The following is a 16828-nucleotide window of genomic DNA, read 5'->3' as shown; positions in this document are numbered from 1 at the left end:
TTAAGCGCAAATTGCTATTTCCATTCATCATTATGGCTGTAGGCTCATTACAGAATAGTGTATGCTTACCGTTAATTTATTACTCCACCTGATAGATACTACTTTATGAATATTGGTTTGATTATTATCCTCGTGGCGATATTACTGATTCTCGTTATCGGCTATAACGTGATGCTACAATATAAAACAAAATTGGAATCTACCCGTAAACAAGAGTCAGCACGTTATCTGACTATTATTGACGCAACGGAAGATCTTATTGGTAACGCTCATCACTTACCTTATAGCCAAGATTTATTAATTTGTTTAAATAATCGAATTTTAGATGCACTGGAAAATATGCTTGCGCTTGATCCAAAAAACAAGCAGCTAATGCAACGCGTTGAAAACATGCAAAGTCAGATTCAGACCCTAAAAAATAGTTATACTGGTGAAGAGAGTACCACTTTCAAAGTACCAAATAGTGATAAACAAGCCATTATCATGCTCAAGTTGGTCAAGCGATTAAGAGATACAATACGCAGTGAACATAATAAAGGTCGTTTGAATACGCAAAATTATATTGCAGAAAACGCTCGCTTAGAAACCATTCAAATACGTATCAATATAGAAAACGTGATCAAAAGAGCCAATGAAGCCGTGATGCGCAACCAAACTGGCACCGCGAGACAATTACTCAAAAAAGCCATTGACGTTTTAATGACGAAAAATGATAGCTATTCCAATCAGGCACGTGAAAAACTGCAAGCTATGTTAAATGAGCTCGATAAGAACAAGAAAGATAGAAATGCGGATCAATTACTTGCACAAGAAGAAAAAGAACGTGATAGCGATATGGATGCCCTGTTCGGTGAAAAGAAAAAGTGGTAACTAGCTGTTTAACGCTTAACTTGTTTTAACACTTATAATATTGAGTAATTCTCCTATCTAATTGTTATCTATACTATGCAATAAAAGCGCTTTGTTACCGCTTTTATTGCACAACACTGATTAATACTACAACCCGATAGTTTATTAATTAGCTCAAAAATCTCTTTATCTAAAATAATTTATTAACTAAAAATATCCCCTACCCCATCACATTCTGCACATGCAAAATATTGAAACAATAACAATACTGCTTTTAATGTTATTCCATTGTTATATACTAGACATCGCATATAAAGTTATGTAATAACTATTATGTGCATAAAAATATTATGAATTATGAGTACAGGTTGTTCAAATATAAAAATAGGGAAATTAGTATGAAAAAAAGTCTTTTGGCTATCGCTGTCATATCAGTGGTCGGTATTGTGGGGTGTAGCGATAGCAGTAATAGCACCTCCGATGATACAACAAGTGCAACAACAACTAGCTTTTCTGGTGTAGTTAATAAGGGTATCGTCAGCAACGGCAAAGTTGAAATTTGTGATACTTTTGATGCTGATGGTTGTGATACGAGTGGAAGTTACTACCAACTACAACAAACCAACGCCTTGGGTAGTTATTCAATTACCGATGCACCAACTGAAACACCTATCTTGGTCCATGTTTCAAAACTGGATTCAACCACCACGATGAAATGCGACATCGAAGAGTGTACATTAGAAAACTCTCCTATGGCAGGAGAAGACAGTGTCGCTTTCGGTGAAAGCTTTGAAGTTAAAGATGACTGGGAACTGAAAGCCGTTATAGCGGCAGCCAATTCAGCAACCACAAAAGTCAATGTAAATGCTTTGACGAACATTGCATCTATCCAAGCAATTGAAGCGGCTAACAGCGGTGAAATCACAGCAGAATTAATTAATAATGCCAATTACGCGGTAAAAGAAGCCTTTGGTATTGATGGTGATATTTCTACCTTAGCCGGCATTGATTTAACGGACCCTGATGCGGTTGCTAGTGCCGATGCGGATGAATTGGAATCCACTATGTATTCGGCCAGTCTCATGTCTGTTAGTGAAGAAGATGTTGCTAACATATTCACCCTGAATAGCGACAATGGATATACATTAGACGTTGGCGCGATTGATGACATCCGACAAACAGTAGCTGATCTGGCAACTGAACTACCAACCGTTTTAGGTGTTGATAGCTCCGCAGTCCCTGCATTAGACCAAGCGATTGGTGAAATAGATGAACATGAAGCACCAGAAACCGTTTCACCTGCACCACAATTTGATAGTAATGTGGAAAAAGCCAAAGATTTCTTAACTGACGTTCGCGCGGTGTACAACGCTGTCGATACGGGTGGTGAACTAACGGTAGGTGTTGAACAGTTCGCTGATAGTTTAGATGGGTTAGATGAATTAGTGTCAGATGATTTAGATACTATTGTGGACGAACTTGCCGCGGCTGCAGAAGCAATCAGTTACGCTTATAACGATCAAGCAGAAGATAGTAGTGAATATACACATAATGATGTTATCGTCTCCATTACTGGTGATACTTATCGCGTTTATACACCTGTTGTACTTACGGTAACAGCACCAATGATTAATGAAGATAATTGTACTGAGACAGACTGTACTCACGCTGGTACAACTACCTTCAGTATCAATGAGCTTCAAGCTGATAGCGGTGATACTACGCTTAGTGCAGGTGGTTCAATAGTAGTAACCGATCTTGAATCAGATGAAACAGATAAATCATTAGCAGAGTTAAGCATAGAATTGGCGGACGTAGAACTGGCTTATAGCGATTCTAGCGCTAATGATGTGGCATTTATTGGTGGCATCAAAATGTCATTAGGAGCGTTTTCTCTTGATACGATTAAAGATGGAAACGATGATCAAGGCAGCTCCTCTGATACATTCAGTGCATCTAGTGTAGGATTCAAGTTCGATGGCAAGATCATTAACAATGCTGACAATACCGATTCTGAAGCTTATTTAAATATCACTGTCTCTAATCCAGCTGAGTTTGAATACACTATTAACGAAATATGGGACTGGAATGGAGATAGCCATACCACTACGATAGATGAGGAAGATGAAGATAATTTCCTAATCTTCAATGTTATTGCTCGCTTATCGGTTAATGTAGAAGATGCTAATAACAATGCGGTTCCTGCTTCAGTCGAGTTAAAAACTGACAGAACCGAATATGATTTGTATTCAACCAAAATCGAGGTTACTTATAACGGAACCGACACTATAATAGCGGCTGATATTCAAGTGGATTATGACAACACAGATAACAGCTCTGCCGAAGTGGTTTCAATAAGCAATAAATTTGGGGTAGAAGCCAAACTTTATGACCTAGGAGAAAATTTCTCTATGGGTGATGTTTGGGTTGATGGCATCAAAGTTGGTACCATTGAAGAAAGAGATAACGGGGTTATACTGGTCACCTATACCAATGGTGAAACTGCTTCTCTTTTCTAAGCTAATTTATTAGTTGATCTTATAGGGAGAGCTTTGGCTCTCCCTACCTATATTAGATACTCGGATCATTTCTATGTTTAATCTTTTAACCCTTTCTTCTATTAGCTTACTTCCACTCGGTTATTCCTTTGAGTCAGCGCATAATTTAGATGTGTTTACCCAAGTTAATACTATCGCCTATGCAGAAAACAACTCTGCCTATCACCTAGCAAAGGGGCATGAAGTTGATTATAAACCTGCCGAAAGTGCTTTTGCGATGGGCGAATATGCGCTAGGGACTCGTTATGATAATTTTGCAATCTCGTATATTTATCGATACGAATGGTTTCTTGGTTACACTAAAGACACCATGTCGTTTTATGAAGCAACTCTTGATAATTTTTCATCCATTGAATCGGACAAAGTCTATGATGTGGACTTAAAAGTGAATCACATCAACATGCAAGGAATACGCTTCGCTTATTTGCATGAGTTAAATTTACATGAATTCAACCAAGTTAACCTTTATTTTGCCGCATCCTATTTACAGGCAAAAGAACTGATGGAAGGAGACTTAACGGGTCATGTTTCTCAGTCTCAACAATGTGGTAATGAATTCGACTGCTACACAGGTGAGTTGGACCTAGACTATACTTATTCTGAAGACGCGTTACTTGATAGAGTTACGGATAAGCCAAAAAGCAAATATGGTTATGGCTTTGATATCGGTCTCGACTGGAAAATTAACCAAGATTGGTTCACCTCAATTTATATCCAAGACATAGTCAGCGCGATCGTGTGGGAGCAAGCACCCTACACTTTGATGAATGCGACAACCTCGAGAACAACCGTCGAGGATGGGGAATATCATATCGATCCAGTACTAACCGGATGGGAACTTAATCATGATTATAAACAAGTGTTACCTATTAAATATCACGCGCTTGTAGCCTATAATGTGGCGCCACAGCACCGTGTATATTTACAGGGCTTCCATGCTTATGAATCAACTCTAGCTCATGTCGGTTATGATTTTCTGAGTAGCAATAATGTTTACCGTTTAAAACTGTACCCATTTGAAGAGGCGGTAGGTATCGAATTTAAACACGCTATGGTTAATTTTGCTATAACAACCAAGCCATTCGATATGGAAGAAAGTGAATTATTAGAGGTAAGACTGGGGTTAAATATTCCAATCATGTAAGCTATGTTATAAAAATAATAGTATGAAAGTAAAAGTATAAAAAAGCGTCAAGCAAGAACCTTCAAACACTAAAGCTAAATAGACTGTTTTTTCTATTTAGCTGTTTTTTCTATTTAGCTGTTTTCCCTAGTTATCCTGAACACAAACCCCGATGCCTTTGCTACCTTTAACATGGAGATTTTTGCCATGTTCCATTACTCGGATTATACCGTTGTTCAGCGTACTAAAATTGAATCTAAGATATTTGCTTTTATCAGTGACATTGGAAAGTAAAGATAAGTACTCTTTTAGTGTGGCTAATTTCCCCCACTCAGGCTCACACAATGACGGATCATCATCACTAAGCAATAAAGGTGAACCATCTTCATTTGATATCAAATAATAACTCTTCAGCTCATCAGTATGTACCATGCGCATAGTGTGTTTTTTGTTATCCAGTGTTAACGAGGGCTGACTTGGAATACTAATTGTATCCGTTACTTTTGGTATGCTTTTTAATGAGTCAACCTCTGGTTCATCAATCTCTATTGCTGACTTGCGTTTGCTTTCTATCTCTTCAGATTCCGCAGAACCTGTATCTTTAGTGGTAGCGTTGGGTTGAGCGCTTTCAACTAGGTTATATCTATATTCTTTGCCTGGGATGATATTCTCAACTGAAGACTGTCTTGAATCTCTATGAATAGCCAGGATGGCATGTATTCCCATAGGAAGCTTCACTGACAAACGCTTACCTTCGCCAATTTTTTTGCCGTCGACAAACCACTCTGCGTCTTTGTTACTCACCAGTATAATATCGGCACTTTCTAATCCATATGCCTTATTTAACGCCCTCACCACCTTATCATTAAATAGTGCATTAGCTTTTACGGTAACTTGGTAGTTAAGTAGGCCAGACATATCAATAGTTGCATTATTTACTTTCATTGCATCTATATAACTGTCTTTCGAAAGATAAATACTTTCGTTAATGACTCGGTTTGTGATCTGTTTTTTGTTTGCCTCGATACAACCGTTAAGTGTTTGAGTAATACTACATTCAAGGCTACCTTCTACCGTTATAGAGAGGTAATTATCACTTAACTCATTCTCTAATCGAGTAATATTTTCACCATATACAAGTAATATATCGGCATTTTTCTGTACTTCTTGTTTTTTTAACTTAGCAAATTCTTGTAATATTGCATCATAGCGACGGTTTAAATCTGAGTAATCGTCTTTAATTACTTTATCTATTGCTGCTCGCTCTTTCATTAAATTCAAAACGACATCAGCCAGTTCTTTATATGATTGGTCCGTTTGATCTGAGTTAGTATTAATGACCAACTCATACAAGTTTTCCGCTAACAGATCTGAACGATTAATTAAATTATTGTATTGATAAACATTAGCGCTATGTAATGAAAGCCGTGCGTTGATTAAATTATACCGCTCACGCAACTGATACTTTTGATTTATCTGCTCGACTTTACTTTTTTCTTCTTGGTTAAATAATTCAACTGGTGCCGCAGCAACCAAATGACTCATGACCAAAAATAACCAAATATATTTTTTCATTTATTTCAGCTTTATTTTAACAATATGAAAAACAATTGAATAACGGCATAATATAACCACCAAATAACAGCGTTTATTATCTATGAATAACGTTTCATTGAGTATAGCTAATCTTTTTGTAATGAACGTGGAAATGCTATTGACAGCAAATAATGCGTATGACGTTCGTAATTTTAATTACCCGTAAATCAAAATGGTAACTATTTACTGTTGTTGATTTCAATGTCTAAAAAAATTACAACTTGGAGCAGATTAATCTTCCAATTGTATGAAAATTCGGTATAACGATAAGCAGGTTCAGCCCATCGTCATGTATAATAGATAAACTCAATGCCTTAAAATTAGAAAATAATGTATCAACAACTTTTAGCACCCATCTATACATTTTTGAAATGTTCGACGCCCAATGAGTGGGTTGAAGAAGCCAAGAAACCAAATAACTTACCTGTTATATTACGCGACCATTTAATATGTGAGCTGAAAGCCGCTCAAAGTGCTATGTTTTTACTTAAGAGGTACGCTTTAACGCCTGAAGGTATTGAGCAGTTATCTGCTCTTGTTTTGCCTTACGAACAGTTCGCCTATAAACGCATTGGCGATCTTGAATCACTAAAAGGCCAGAATGTTATTTCCAAATCAATAAAACCCCGAGCGGATTGTGTATACGGACAAGACATGATCGATAAAATGGTGTTACTGATCAGGGAGGAGTTACATCACTTCTATCAAGTTTTAGAAATTATTGAAAATAACCAACTGACTTATGAGCCTATTCCAGCAGCTAGATACGCTAAAGGTATGATTAAACAGGTCCGCACGTATGAACCTGAAGCTTTGATTGATAAGCTAATTATTGGGGCGTTTATTGAAGCTCGTTCCTGTGAGCGTTTTGCAAAGCTGGCTCCTCATCTCCCTGAAGATATTGGTAAATTTTACATTTCCTTGCTGCGCTCTGAAGCGCGTCACTATCAAGATTATTTAGCGTTAGCTCAACAGATCACAAATGAAGATATTACTGAAAGAGTGGATTATTTCGCTACGCTTGAAGCCGAGCTCATTTCTTCACCAGATAGCGATTTTAAACTTCACAGCGGTTTACCTGAATGAGTTTTTAGGGCTATAAGTTATTTACGAAAATAACAGCGAACCTGAACTCTGGACACATGCACCTATAACACTCGAATTTTACAGTGCAACTTGCCAAAGTTCAGGCCATTTACCTTACTTTAGTGTCTTATTTATATCGGTTAAAACAGCTGCCGGATCATTTGCTTGAGTGATAGGACGGCCTATGACTAAATAATCTGAGCCTGCTTGTATGGCTTCTACTGGTGTCATAATACGTTTTTGATCGCCAACAGCGCTTCCTTCAGGACGAATTCCCGGTGTGACTAATTTGAACTCTTTACCTAACTCTGCCTTTAACATAGATGATTCTTGCGCAGAACATACAACACCATCTAACCCACTGTTTTTAGTTAATTGAGCTAAGCGCATCACTTGCTGTTGCGGGCTAATATCTAAGCCAACGCCCGCAAGGTCGTTTTGTTCCATACTGGTTAATACCGTGACACCAATTAGAAGTGGTCGATCTTTACCGTATGGTTGTAAAATTTCTCGCGAAGCAGACATCATTTTCTCGCCACCGCTCGCATGTAAGTTCACCATCCACACACCAAGTTCAGCCGCTGCTCTTACCGCTTTTGAGCAAGTATTGGGAATATCATGAAATTTAAGATCCAGAAAAACCGAGAAACCGCGTTTATGCAACGCTTGCACAAACTGTGGACCATATAAAGTAAACATCTCTTTGCCCACTTTTAAACGACAAGAATTAGGGTCAATTTTATCGACAAAGGCCAAAGCATCTGCTTGATTGTCATAATCTAAAGCCACTATTACTTTTTGATCCAACATTTTTTCTCCTAAATATTTATTCAAAAAAACCTCCAAACAGGAGGTTTATACTACTCATTTAGCTATCGCTAATTATTCTTACCATTATTTAGACTTATTCGACTAAATAACGAATTTTACCCGTAACACTACTCGCCATCCAAACCACGAATTGGCTTAATGGTTCCCCACCCTTTACAAGAAGGACAATGCCAATAAAGTGAATGGGTTGAAAAGCCACAGTTTCGACATCGATAATGAGGTTTGGTTTTTAACTGTTCACCCACAAGTGATCGCAGTGTGGTTAAACTGTCTTTAGCTCGACCTTCTTCTGCATCAGCTAGATGGTAATCCATTAAACGGTGAAAACCTTTCATCGTCGGGTTCCGCAACAATTGCTTTGTTAATAGCATCTGAGCAGAAGCGTTACCTTCATGATTAGCGACCAATTGTGCCAACATAAGTTCAGCAGATACACCTGCTTTCTTATCAATACATCGGCGTAAAAACTCAACCAACCGCTCTTCTTGCCCAAGATGATGATAACATTCGGCTAAGGTTTCTAGCACCTCACTCAGAAAATCGATATCTTGATCGAGTACCATTTCCATGTATTTTATGGTGCTGATGTAATCTTCATTTTCCAGATAAAGCTTACCTAAAGAGATACTCGCTCTAACGCATTTTGGATGCTCTGATAGAGCTCTTTTGAAATACAATATCGCTTTAGCTCGATCACCTTCCGCTTGCTCTGACATGGCTAATTCACACCAAAAATGAGCAATGCTGGCTATCATACGTTTGCGACCAAGCTTAACTAGTGCAGTCGCGTATTTTATCGCATTATTCCACTCTCGAGTTTGCTGATAGATATTAACTAGCTGAGTGAGCGCCGCTTCTTTATGGGAAGGTTCTTCTACTAATTGCTCAAAGATTTTTTCCGCTCTATCTAAAAAACCTGACACCATATAATCTTTTGCCAGCTGTTGCAGGGCTATATTCTTTTGATCAATAGTCAGGTTTTTTCGTGAGATAAGATTTTGGTGAATTCGGATCGCTCGGTCGACTTCTCCGCGTGAACGAAATAAGTTTCCAAGAGCAAGATGGGTATCTATGGTTTCAGCATCGACTTGAAGTAATTCAATAAAATGATCGACCGCTTTATCTGATTGATCAGATAAAAGTAAATTAAGACCCGTGACATATTGTCGGGAAATTTGATGTGACTGTTCTTGCTTATCTTGCCGCGCACTACGGTTACCCATGTACCAACCGTAGGCAGCGGCAATGGGTAATAACAAGAAGAGTAGTTCAAGCATTTAAGTGTACCGCAATCTTACCATTACGCTTTCTGTTCTGCAGGCAGTGAACCGTTACTCGATTTTTTTAACTTGCGTTGCAAACGACGAATGGTCAATTGAGATTTAATTTGCATGCTGCCAATAATCAACCAAGCTAAGGCAAATCCAGCAACAAAAACAACGCCTAACAAAGTTGAGATATGAAACTCACCTTGGGCTAAAAGATAGTTAAATGAAACGATTTCTTGGTTTTGTGCTCCTAATGCTAAAGCAACAAGAAAAAGTACAATAACTAGAATCGCTTTTATAATTTTCATGATTCACTACTCCAGAATATTTTGCTAACGTCCAATTATGCAGTAATTCGAGACGACACACCATCATAAACCACTCATAAAAAAGCGGCATACCTAAATATGCCGCTTTTTTATAACTCTAAACCAATATTATTAGCTGATATCAACGCGTTCACGAAGTTCTTTGCCTGGTTTGAAATGAGGAACATATTTACCTTCCAGTTCCACTTTATCACCAGTTTTAGGGTTACGTCCTACGCGAGGTTCACGATAATGTAATGAGAAGCTACCAAAACCGCGAATTTCAATGCGATCACCACTTTCTAAGGTAGAAGCCATATGCTCTAAAATATCTTTTACAGCGTCTTCTATCTCTTTCGCAGAGAGGTGAGTTTGCTCCGCACAGAGTCTTTCTATTAATTCAGACTTAGTCATATATACCCTCATCACATTTTCAGAAACGTCAAATAATAATAAAAAGGGAGCCAAAGGCTCCCTAATTGCGATTATTATTCGCCTTTAGCTGCCTTGAAAGCATCAGCCATTGCATTAGTGAATCCGCTTGTATCTTCTTGCTTGTTGTTCACTGTTGCCATTGCTTCTTGCTCTTCAGCTTCATCCTTCGCTTTAACAGAAAGGTTGATTACGCGGTTCTTACGGTCAACACCGGTGAACTTCGCTTCAACACTATCGCCAACGCTTAGGATTAGAGATGCATCTTCAACACGATCACGTGATACTTCAGAAACACGAATGTAGCCTTCAACACCCTCTACAATCTCAAGTGTAGCACCTTTTGCGTCAACTGCAGTAACAGTTGCTTTAACTAGGATGCCTTTCTTGTTATCTGCAACGAATGCATTGAACGGGTCATTTTCCATTTGCTTAACGCCAAGAGAAATACGCTCACGCTCTGCATCAACTGCAAGAACAACTGCAGAGATTTCATCGCCTTTCTTATAATCACGTACCGCATCTTCTCCTGCAACATTCCAAGAGATATCAGATAGGTGAACAAGACCGTCGATGCCGCCGTCAAGACCGATGAAGATACCAAAGTCAGTGATAGACTTGATCTTACCAGTTACTTTATCGCCTTTAGCTTGCGCTTCAGCGAATGACTGCCAAGGGTTAGCTTTACATTGTTTCAGGCCAAGAGAAATACGACGACGTTCTTCGTCAATCTCAAGAACCATAACTTCAGCTTCGTCGCCTACGTTAACTACTTTAGATGGGTGGATGTTTTTATTCGTCCAATCCATTTCTGAAACGTGAACTAGACCTTCAACGCCTTCTTCGATTTCCACGAAGCAGCCGTAATCAGTAAGGTTAGTAACACGACCAGTTAGTTTGTGACCTTCTGGGTAACGCTTAGCGATTGCTACCCATGGATCTTCGCCAAGTTGCTTAAGACCTAGAGATACACGAGTACGCTCACGGTCGAACTTAAGAACTTTAACTAGGATTTCGTCACCTACGTTTACGATCTCAGATGGGTGCTTAACACGCTTCCAAGCCATATCAGTAATGTGAAGTAGGCCATCTACACCGCCAAGGTCAACGAATGCACCGTAGTCAGTAAGGTTCTTAACGATACCTTTAACTTCGCTACCTTCTTGAAGAGTTTCAAGAAGTTCGTCACGCTCAACACTGTTTTCAGATTCGATAACAGCACGGCGAGAAACAACAACGTTGTTACGTTTTTGATCTAGCTTAATTACTTTAAACTCTAGCTCTTTGTTCTCTAGGTGAGCAGTGTCGCGGATTGGGCGAACATCTACTAGTGAACCAGGTAGGAACGCACGGATACCGTTAAGTTCTACTGTGAAACCACCTTTAACTTTACCGTTAATGATACCAATAACAGTTTCAGCTTCTTCGTATGCTTTTTCAAGAACGATCCAAGCTTCGTGACGCTTAGCTTTCTCACGAGAAAGTTGAGTTTCACCAAAGCCATCTTCAACAGCGTCTAGTGCTACGTCGATTTCTGAGCCAATTTCAACTTCAAGTTCGCCAGCAGCGTTCTTGAATTGCTCTGCTGGGATAGCAGATTCTGATTTTAGGCCAGCATCAACAAGAACAAAGCCGTTCTCGATTGCTACAACAGTACCTTTAACAATGGTACCTGGGCGAAATTCTAGTTCGTTTAGAGACTCTTCAAAGAGTTGAGCGAAAGATTCAGTCATTAATTTGATCTTCAATTATTAAACTTCCACGGGCATCCTACCGCGTGGGGTTGATAAAATAGCCAGTCATCATCCTTGCGACCGACCTCCTATTGCCTCTTAAATTAAGACAATTTAGATTCGATATATTCAAGCGCTTGTGCTACCACTTCTTCAATAGAAAGTGATGTAGAATCAAGCACTAATGCGTCATCAGCAGGACGTAATGGAGCCACCGCACGGTTGCGGTCTCTGTCATCGCGTTCCTGTATCTCGCGCAAAAGGTGGTCAAATTTAACACTTAACCCTTTATCTTGCAACTGCTTAAGTCGTCTGGTTGCCCTTTCTTCAGCCGTTGCATCTAGGAAAATTTTTACTTCGGCATTAGGGAAAACAACTGTCCCCATATCTCTGCCATCTGCGACCAAGCCATCTTCTGAACTAAATGAACGTTGGCGTCGTAATAGAGCTTCACGAACACGAGGCAGTGCCGCCACTTTTGATGCAGCTGTTCCGGTTTCTTCCTTACGTAACTCTGAAGAAACATCTTCGCCTTCTAAGATGACCTTAACCAGATCACCATCGGCAATAAATTGAACATCTAAATGGGTCGCTAGAGGAACGAGTGCCTCTTCTGACTCCGTATCGACACCATGATGAATAGCGGCAAGAGCAAGTACTCGGTAAATAGCTCCTGAATCTAATAAGTTAAAGCCTAATTTCTTAGCCAACAACATACATAGCGTGCCTTTACCTGCTCCGCTAGGTCCATCAACAGTTACAACCGGTGTATTTGAGGACATCTGTTACTCCAATTTTGATTTTTAGCCATTCTGCTAGGTTTTTAGCCATTCTGCTAATTGTAACGCCTTTTTATCGGCGGCATATTATAAGTTGAAATGGCATTAGGAGCGAGGAAAGAAAGTGGAAAAGTTAAAATTTAATCACATTGAAATATAATTTGATCATTAATATTGATCCAATTATTGGCGCGAAAGGCAAAAAAGACCACGATAACAACCTAATTTGCATTGTTTACGTGACCTTTTTATGTATAAACCAGAAGCTTATTTTTATTGTTCGGCTATTAAGCGATCAGTATTTTATAAGCGTCAATATTAATAAACATTAAACAATCGGTTTTTGACCACGAGATAACCATTTCATTAACAAGCGATCGGCTGCTTCTGCTCCAATGCCTGCTAATTTATCCGCCATTTTTTTCTTTTGGACGTAACGGACAGAAAGCACGGTTTTTTCTTGGCATGCATTAACCACAATATCGTCAGAAGTGCTGATTTCATCCACTAAACCTAACTCTTGAGCTTTGCTACCAAGCCAATGTTCACCAGTGGCAACCTTTTCTATATCCAGTGCTGGACGACGTTGACGAATAAAGTCTTTGAATAAACCGTGCGTATCTTCAAGTTCTTCTTTGAATTTATCGCGAGCTTTATCGGTATTCTCGCCAAACATGGTTAATGTGCGTTTATATTCGCCGGCAGTCAGTTGTTCAAATTCAATATTATGCTTTTTCAATAATTTATTAAAATTAGGCAGCTGGGCAATCACGCCAATAGAACCAACAATGGCAAACGGCGCGGATACAATTTTATCGCCAATACACGCCATCATGTAACCACCACTGGCGGCAACTTTATCAATAGAAATGGTCAATGGAATATCAGCGGCTTTAATACGATCTAACTGCGAGGAAGCCAGCCCATAACCATGAACCATACCACCACCAGACTCTAGGCGAAGCAATACTTCATCACCTGGTCTCGCTACCGCTAAGATAGCGCTAACTTCTTCACGTAGTGAAGTAACTTCTTTTGCATCGATGCTACCATTGAAATCCAATACAAATAAATGCGCTTCTCTGGTGGTTTCTAACGTGCCATTTTTAGCCGCTTTTTTTACTTCTTTATTGCGTAATTTTTCTTTCTCTTTTTCTGCTTTTTTCTCGGCTTTATCACGTTCTTTAATAAACGTACCGTCATGCAGATGATGTTCCATCAATTCGATATTATCTTTGTGTTTTTCAGTTAAATTAGTGATTTCTAATTCACCTTTCGAACCACCTTGTTTACCGCCTACTGCTTTTACTACAATCAAAATAGCAATAACTGCTACCACAAAAGTTGCAATCTTGGCCAAAAACAGGCCGTAGCTCAACAAAAATTCCAATCTACTATCCCCAATCAATTCAATTCGTGTATTGTAATCACCTTGTCATGATAACCAACATTCAATAAGAAAAATAGGGATATGATAGTGGATTATTCAGTCTCAAAAGATGCACTTAAAGATAAAATCATTTTAGTTACTGGCGCAGGTGCCGGAATAGGTAAGCAAGCCGCACTTAGTTATGCCGAATATGGTGCAACAGTTATTTTGTTAGGCCGTACCGTTAAGAAGCTTGAACAAACTTACGACGAAATAGAGGCAGCAGGTTATGCTCAAGCTGCCATTATTCCCTTAGATATGAAAGGGGCCAGTAAACAAAACTATTTAGATATGGCAGATACTATTGAGCAGCAATTTGGCCGACTCGATGGCATTTTACATAATGCCAGTTTACTCGGTGTCATTAGCCCATTTGATCAAATAGGTGAAGAAACCTTTGATGATATAATGCAAGTGAATGTCAAAGCGCAATTTTTAATGACTCAAGCTTTATTGCCTCTGTTGCACAAATCCGAAGATGCTCGAATTATTTATACTTCTTCGACTGTTGGTCACCAAGGGCGTGCCTTTTGGGGAGCTTATGCTATCTCAAAATTTGCGACCGAAGGTATGATGCAAATTTTAGCGGATGAGTTAACGGATTCAAATATTAACGTGAATGCGATTAATCCGGGAGCGACACGTACTGGAATGCGTGCCACCGCTTACCCTGCAGAAGATTCGGAGTTACTAAAAACACCTCTGGATATCATGCCATTGTATCTATATTTGATGGCTGAAGAAGGTAAAGCGGTCAATGGTCAGTGTATCGACGCACAACCAAAATAGTTCATCCATTGGATTGCAAGTACCACACTAGCGCTAAAATCGTTGATATTACTTTGAAGCGTTAAGCACATATAATCCCAATCGTATAAATTTGCTATACGATTGGGAAAAAGTGACCACATTAATATTTAACGTGCCTTATTTAGTCTGGATGCTGGAGAATCTAAACCGATTAAGTTTATTATTTACAGCAAAACTACAGCGATTGGCAACATCACAAAAAACACCACATAGCTATAAAACCAAGCCGTATTGGCAAGGTCACCGTCTAAACGATACAGCACAGTAGGAATAGTTGAAGCAAAGCCTGTCGGCATAATAGACAGTAAAATACACACTTTTGCTACCATACCGTCATATATAGACCATAAGTCGAACAAAGTAATCAGCGCTACCGCAACTAAAGGCGTTAAGATTGCTCGACAAAGCGAGACTTGAATGGCTAATTTTTTCCATTTCTCGCCTCCCTTTAGATTGAAGGTTAACCCAACCGAAAACACCATAACTAAACTACCAAGCGGAATGATATATTGGTTGATATCCGCAATGATTAATGGACGAGATAAGCCACTCATATTCAAAATTAAACCAATAGAGATAGCACTAATAGCCGCTAAAAATATTGGATCTCGCCAAAATGCTGTTTTACCAACATTAAACTGTTCATCACTGCATTTTCTTGCGTATGGGTACAGACCACCAAAATAGATAAGCTCTTCACATAATTTATATAAAGCGACAATTGCTGCACCACTTTCCCCAAACATAAAAAAAGCACACAAATTACCTAAAGCCCCTAAGTTATAAAATGTCGTTACTGAGATTAAAGAGGCGGCTTGTTTAGGCGCAAGATTTTTCCATTTAGTAGCACAAAAACCAACCAAAGCACCAAACAGTATCACTCCAACCCCAATGAGAGGGAGATAAAACAATTGCGTTTCTATATTGGGAAGCTGCCAAATAGAGGTCAGTATCGAATAGGGAATAACAACGGTTAAAGTAAATTTACTTAATGAAACACTGAAAGATTGGCTCAGTCCTGGGTAGCGTTTTTGAAACATTAAGCCGAGATAAAAGCTAACAATGATAAGAGAAAATAATATTATTAGTTTTTGATGCATTAAGGCTCTCCTAAAAACCTGAATTCAGACAAAAGGTTAACCTATTAAGTATAAGTTTTGGCAAATGATAGCATATAAATATGTCATACAATACGTTATACCGCCATACAGTATGCAATGTATTGTTCATTTATCTTATGTTGTTATTTTTCTTACTTGATCCTAGTTACAAATTAAATATACTGTATATATGTACAGTATATTTGAGATGAATTATGCCAAGCGTTATTGACTTGTTACACAGCAAACATCTAATTTGGCAAGGTTCTAAACAACAAGAGCCTATCAATACTCAATCGACAGGCTATCCTGAATTGGATGCACAACTAGACGGTGGGTTCCCTATTCATGGCGTGGTAGAGATCTGCTCAGAGCTAGGCATAGGCGAATTACGTTTACTGACTCCCTTTATAAAAGCATCGGGAAAACAAAAATTAAGTGTCTTTATTAATCCACCGGCTTACTTATGTTCTGAATATTTAGATCAACAAGGGATTGATCTGCATCGTCTGATTACCATTTTCCCTAGAACAGAAAAAGAAGCACTTTGGGCAACCGAACAGAGCCTAAAAAGTGGTTGTTGTAGCAGCGTTATTCTCTGGCATCCTTGTTTACAAGTACATCAAGCAAGACGTTTACAAGTTGCCAGTGAAACTGGCCAATGCCTTAATTTTTTATTTAAAACAGAACAGCACGATCAGGTAAGTTTGCCTATTTCACTTACTATGCAGCTGCAGGCAGAAGAATCTGGAATACAAGCCACTATTCACAAGCGTAAAGGAGGTTGGAAAAAATCGACCTTTTCTATCGATATGAGTCATAAGTGGGCGTACCTAAGGCAACAAGCGAAATCGTTACCAACATCTATACCGACTAAAAAGCAAGACAACATCGCCCTATTTCCATCACAAAGACGGGGATAAAGA

General features: G+C 38.9%; 15 protein-coding genes. 6 read left to right on the top strand and 9 right to left on the bottom strand.

The features are described 5' to 3' along the window. Positions 1-105: 105 nt before the first annotated feature. The 3 genes from ACLKML_RS16585 to ACLKML_RS16575 all read left to right on the top strand — a co-directional run bounded on the left by ACLKML_RS16585 (position 106) and on the right by ACLKML_RS16575 (position 4551). Positions 106-870: a DNA repair protein gene (locus ACLKML_RS16585; protein WP_413284124.1), complete on the top strand. Its 765-nt coding sequence runs from the start codon at positions 106-108 to the stop codon at positions 868-870. A 377-nt stretch (positions 871-1247) separates the two neighbouring features. After that, entirely contained in the window at positions 1248-3368 is a 2121-nt protein-coding gene (locus ACLKML_RS16580) for a hypothetical protein (RefSeq protein ID WP_413284123.1), read from the top strand. A 73-nt stretch (positions 3369-3441) separates the two neighbouring features. Continuing rightward, entirely contained in the window at positions 3442-4551 is a 1110-nt protein-coding gene (locus ACLKML_RS16575; protein WP_413284122.1) for a hypothetical protein, read from the top strand. Positions 4552-4677: 126 nt separating this feature from the next. Here ACLKML_RS16575 and ACLKML_RS16570 read toward each other — a convergent pair whose 3' ends face one another. Continuing rightward, on the bottom strand, positions 4678-6105 hold the full coding sequence (locus ACLKML_RS16570; protein ID WP_413284121.1) for a hypothetical protein: 1428 nt from the start codon (positions 6103-6105) through the stop codon (positions 4678-4680). Between the two features lie 351 nt (positions 6106-6456). Between ACLKML_RS16570 and miaE the strand changes: the two genes are divergently transcribed. After that, the gene (miaE, locus tag ACLKML_RS16565; protein ID WP_413284120.1) at positions 6457-7212 is read left to right on the top strand and encodes a tRNA isopentenyl-2-thiomethyl-A-37 hydroxylase MiaE; all 756 of its coding nucleotides are present in this window, start codon (positions 6457-6459) and stop codon (positions 7210-7212) included. Between the two features lie 114 nt (positions 7213-7326). Here the strand turns inward: miaE and pyrF are convergent, their stop codons facing one another. The 7 genes from pyrF to sohB form a co-directional block, all read right to left on the bottom strand. Continuing rightward, on the bottom strand, positions 7327-8022 hold the full coding sequence (pyrF, locus tag ACLKML_RS16560) for an orotidine-5'-phosphate decarboxylase (protein ID WP_413284119.1): 696 nt from the start codon (positions 8020-8022) through the stop codon (positions 7327-7329). Between the two features lie 128 nt (positions 8023-8150). After that, a complete protein-coding gene (gene lapB, locus ACLKML_RS16555; protein WP_413284118.1) occupies positions 8151-9320 on the bottom strand; it encodes a lipopolysaccharide assembly protein LapB in 1170 nt (389 codons plus the stop codon). Positions 9321-9343: 23 nt separating this feature from the next. Beyond that, a complete protein-coding gene (locus tag ACLKML_RS16550; RefSeq protein WP_413284117.1) occupies positions 9344-9619 on the bottom strand; it encodes a LapA family protein in 276 nt (91 codons plus the stop codon). A 132-nt stretch (positions 9620-9751) separates the two neighbouring features. Then, the gene (gene ihfB / locus ACLKML_RS16545) at positions 9752-10033 is read right to left on the bottom strand and encodes an integration host factor subunit beta (protein ID WP_413284116.1); all 282 of its coding nucleotides are present in this window, start codon (positions 10031-10033) and stop codon (positions 9752-9754) included. Between the two features lie 74 nt (positions 10034-10107). After that, on the bottom strand, positions 10108-11784 hold the full coding sequence (gene rpsA, locus ACLKML_RS16540) for a 30S ribosomal protein S1 (RefSeq protein ID WP_317716289.1): 1677 nt from the start codon (positions 11782-11784) through the stop codon (positions 10108-10110). 104 nt (positions 11785-11888) lie between these two features. Beyond that, complete coding sequence (gene cmk, locus ACLKML_RS16535) at positions 11889-12566, bottom strand: (d)CMP kinase (protein WP_317716290.1); 678 nt, start codon at positions 12564-12566, stop codon at positions 11889-11891. 325 nt (positions 12567-12891) lie between these two features. Next, positions 12892-13953: a protease SohB gene (gene sohB, locus ACLKML_RS16530; RefSeq protein ID WP_413284115.1), complete on the bottom strand. Its 1062-nt coding sequence runs from the start codon at positions 13951-13953 to the stop codon at positions 12892-12894. Between the two features lie 87 nt (positions 13954-14040). Here sohB and ACLKML_RS16525 point away from each other — a divergent pair, with 87 nt between their 5' ends. Next, the gene (locus tag ACLKML_RS16525) at positions 14041-14781 is read left to right on the top strand and encodes a YciK family oxidoreductase (RefSeq protein WP_413284114.1); all 741 of its coding nucleotides are present in this window, start codon (positions 14041-14043) and stop codon (positions 14779-14781) included. A 185-nt stretch (positions 14782-14966) separates the two neighbouring features. Here the strand turns inward: ACLKML_RS16525 and ACLKML_RS16520 are convergent, their stop codons facing one another. Further along, a complete protein-coding gene (locus ACLKML_RS16520) occupies positions 14967-15902 on the bottom strand; it encodes an AEC family transporter (RefSeq protein WP_413284113.1) in 936 nt (311 codons plus the stop codon). A 215-nt stretch (positions 15903-16117) separates the two neighbouring features. Here ACLKML_RS16520 and imuA point away from each other — a divergent pair, with 215 nt between their 5' ends. Further along, on the top strand, positions 16118-16825 hold the full coding sequence (imuA, locus tag ACLKML_RS16515; protein WP_413284112.1) for a translesion DNA synthesis-associated protein ImuA: 708 nt from the start codon (positions 16118-16120) through the stop codon (positions 16823-16825). Positions 16826-16828 lie beyond the last annotated feature (3 nt).

The sequence above is a fragment of the Vibrio sp. MA40-2 genome, from assembly GCF_047302445.1.
In the GTDB taxonomy this organism is placed as follows: Bacteria; Pseudomonadota; Gammaproteobacteria; order Enterobacterales; family Vibrionaceae; genus Vibrio.
This window is presented reverse-complemented; position numbering and strand designations above follow the sequence as displayed.

What these genes read in the sequence shown, in the direction of transcription:
- ACLKML_RS16585 (WP_413284124.1), top strand. Translation starts at nt 106, where the DNA reads ATGAATATTGGTTTGATTATTATCCTCGTGGCGATATTACTGATTCTC.
- ACLKML_RS16580 (WP_413284123.1), top strand. Translation starts at nt 1,248, where the DNA reads ATGAAAAAAAGTCTTTTGGCTATCGCTGTCATATCAGTGGTCGGTATT.
- ACLKML_RS16575 (WP_413284122.1), top strand. Translation starts at nt 3,442, where the DNA reads ATGTTTAATCTTTTAACCCTTTCTTCTATTAGCTTACTTCCACTCGGT.
- ACLKML_RS16570 (WP_413284121.1), bottom strand. Translation starts at nt 6,105, where the DNA reads ATGAAAAAATATATTTGGTTATTTTTGGTCATGAGTCATTTGGTTGCT.
- miaE (WP_413284120.1), top strand. Translation starts at nt 6,457, where the DNA reads ATGTATCAACAACTTTTAGCACCCATCTATACATTTTTGAAATGTTCG.
- pyrF (WP_413284119.1), bottom strand. Translation starts at nt 8,022, where the DNA reads ATGTTGGATCAAAAAGTAATAGTGGCTTTAGATTATGACAATCAAGCA.
- lapB (WP_413284118.1), bottom strand. Translation starts at nt 9,320, where the DNA reads ATGCTTGAACTACTCTTCTTGTTATTACCCATTGCCGCTGCCTACGGT.
- ACLKML_RS16550 (WP_413284117.1), bottom strand. Translation starts at nt 9,619, where the DNA reads ATGAAAATTATAAAAGCGATTCTAGTTATTGTACTTTTTCTTGTTGCT.
- ihfB (WP_413284116.1), bottom strand. Translation starts at nt 10,033, where the DNA reads ATGACTAAGTCTGAATTAATAGAAAGACTCTGTGCGGAGCAAACTCAC.
- rpsA (WP_317716289.1), bottom strand. Translation starts at nt 11,784, where the DNA reads ATGACTGAATCTTTCGCTCAACTCTTTGAAGAGTCTCTAAACGAACTA.
- cmk (WP_317716290.1), bottom strand. Translation starts at nt 12,566, where the DNA reads ATGTCCTCAAATACACCGGTTGTAACTGTTGATGGACCTAGCGGAGCA.
- ACLKML_RS16520 (WP_413284113.1), bottom strand. Translation starts at nt 15,902, where the DNA reads ATGCATCAAAAACTAATAATATTATTTTCTCTTATCATTGTTAGCTTT.
- imuA (WP_413284112.1), top strand. Translation starts at nt 16,118, where the DNA reads ATGCCAAGCGTTATTGACTTGTTACACAGCAAACATCTAATTTGGCAA.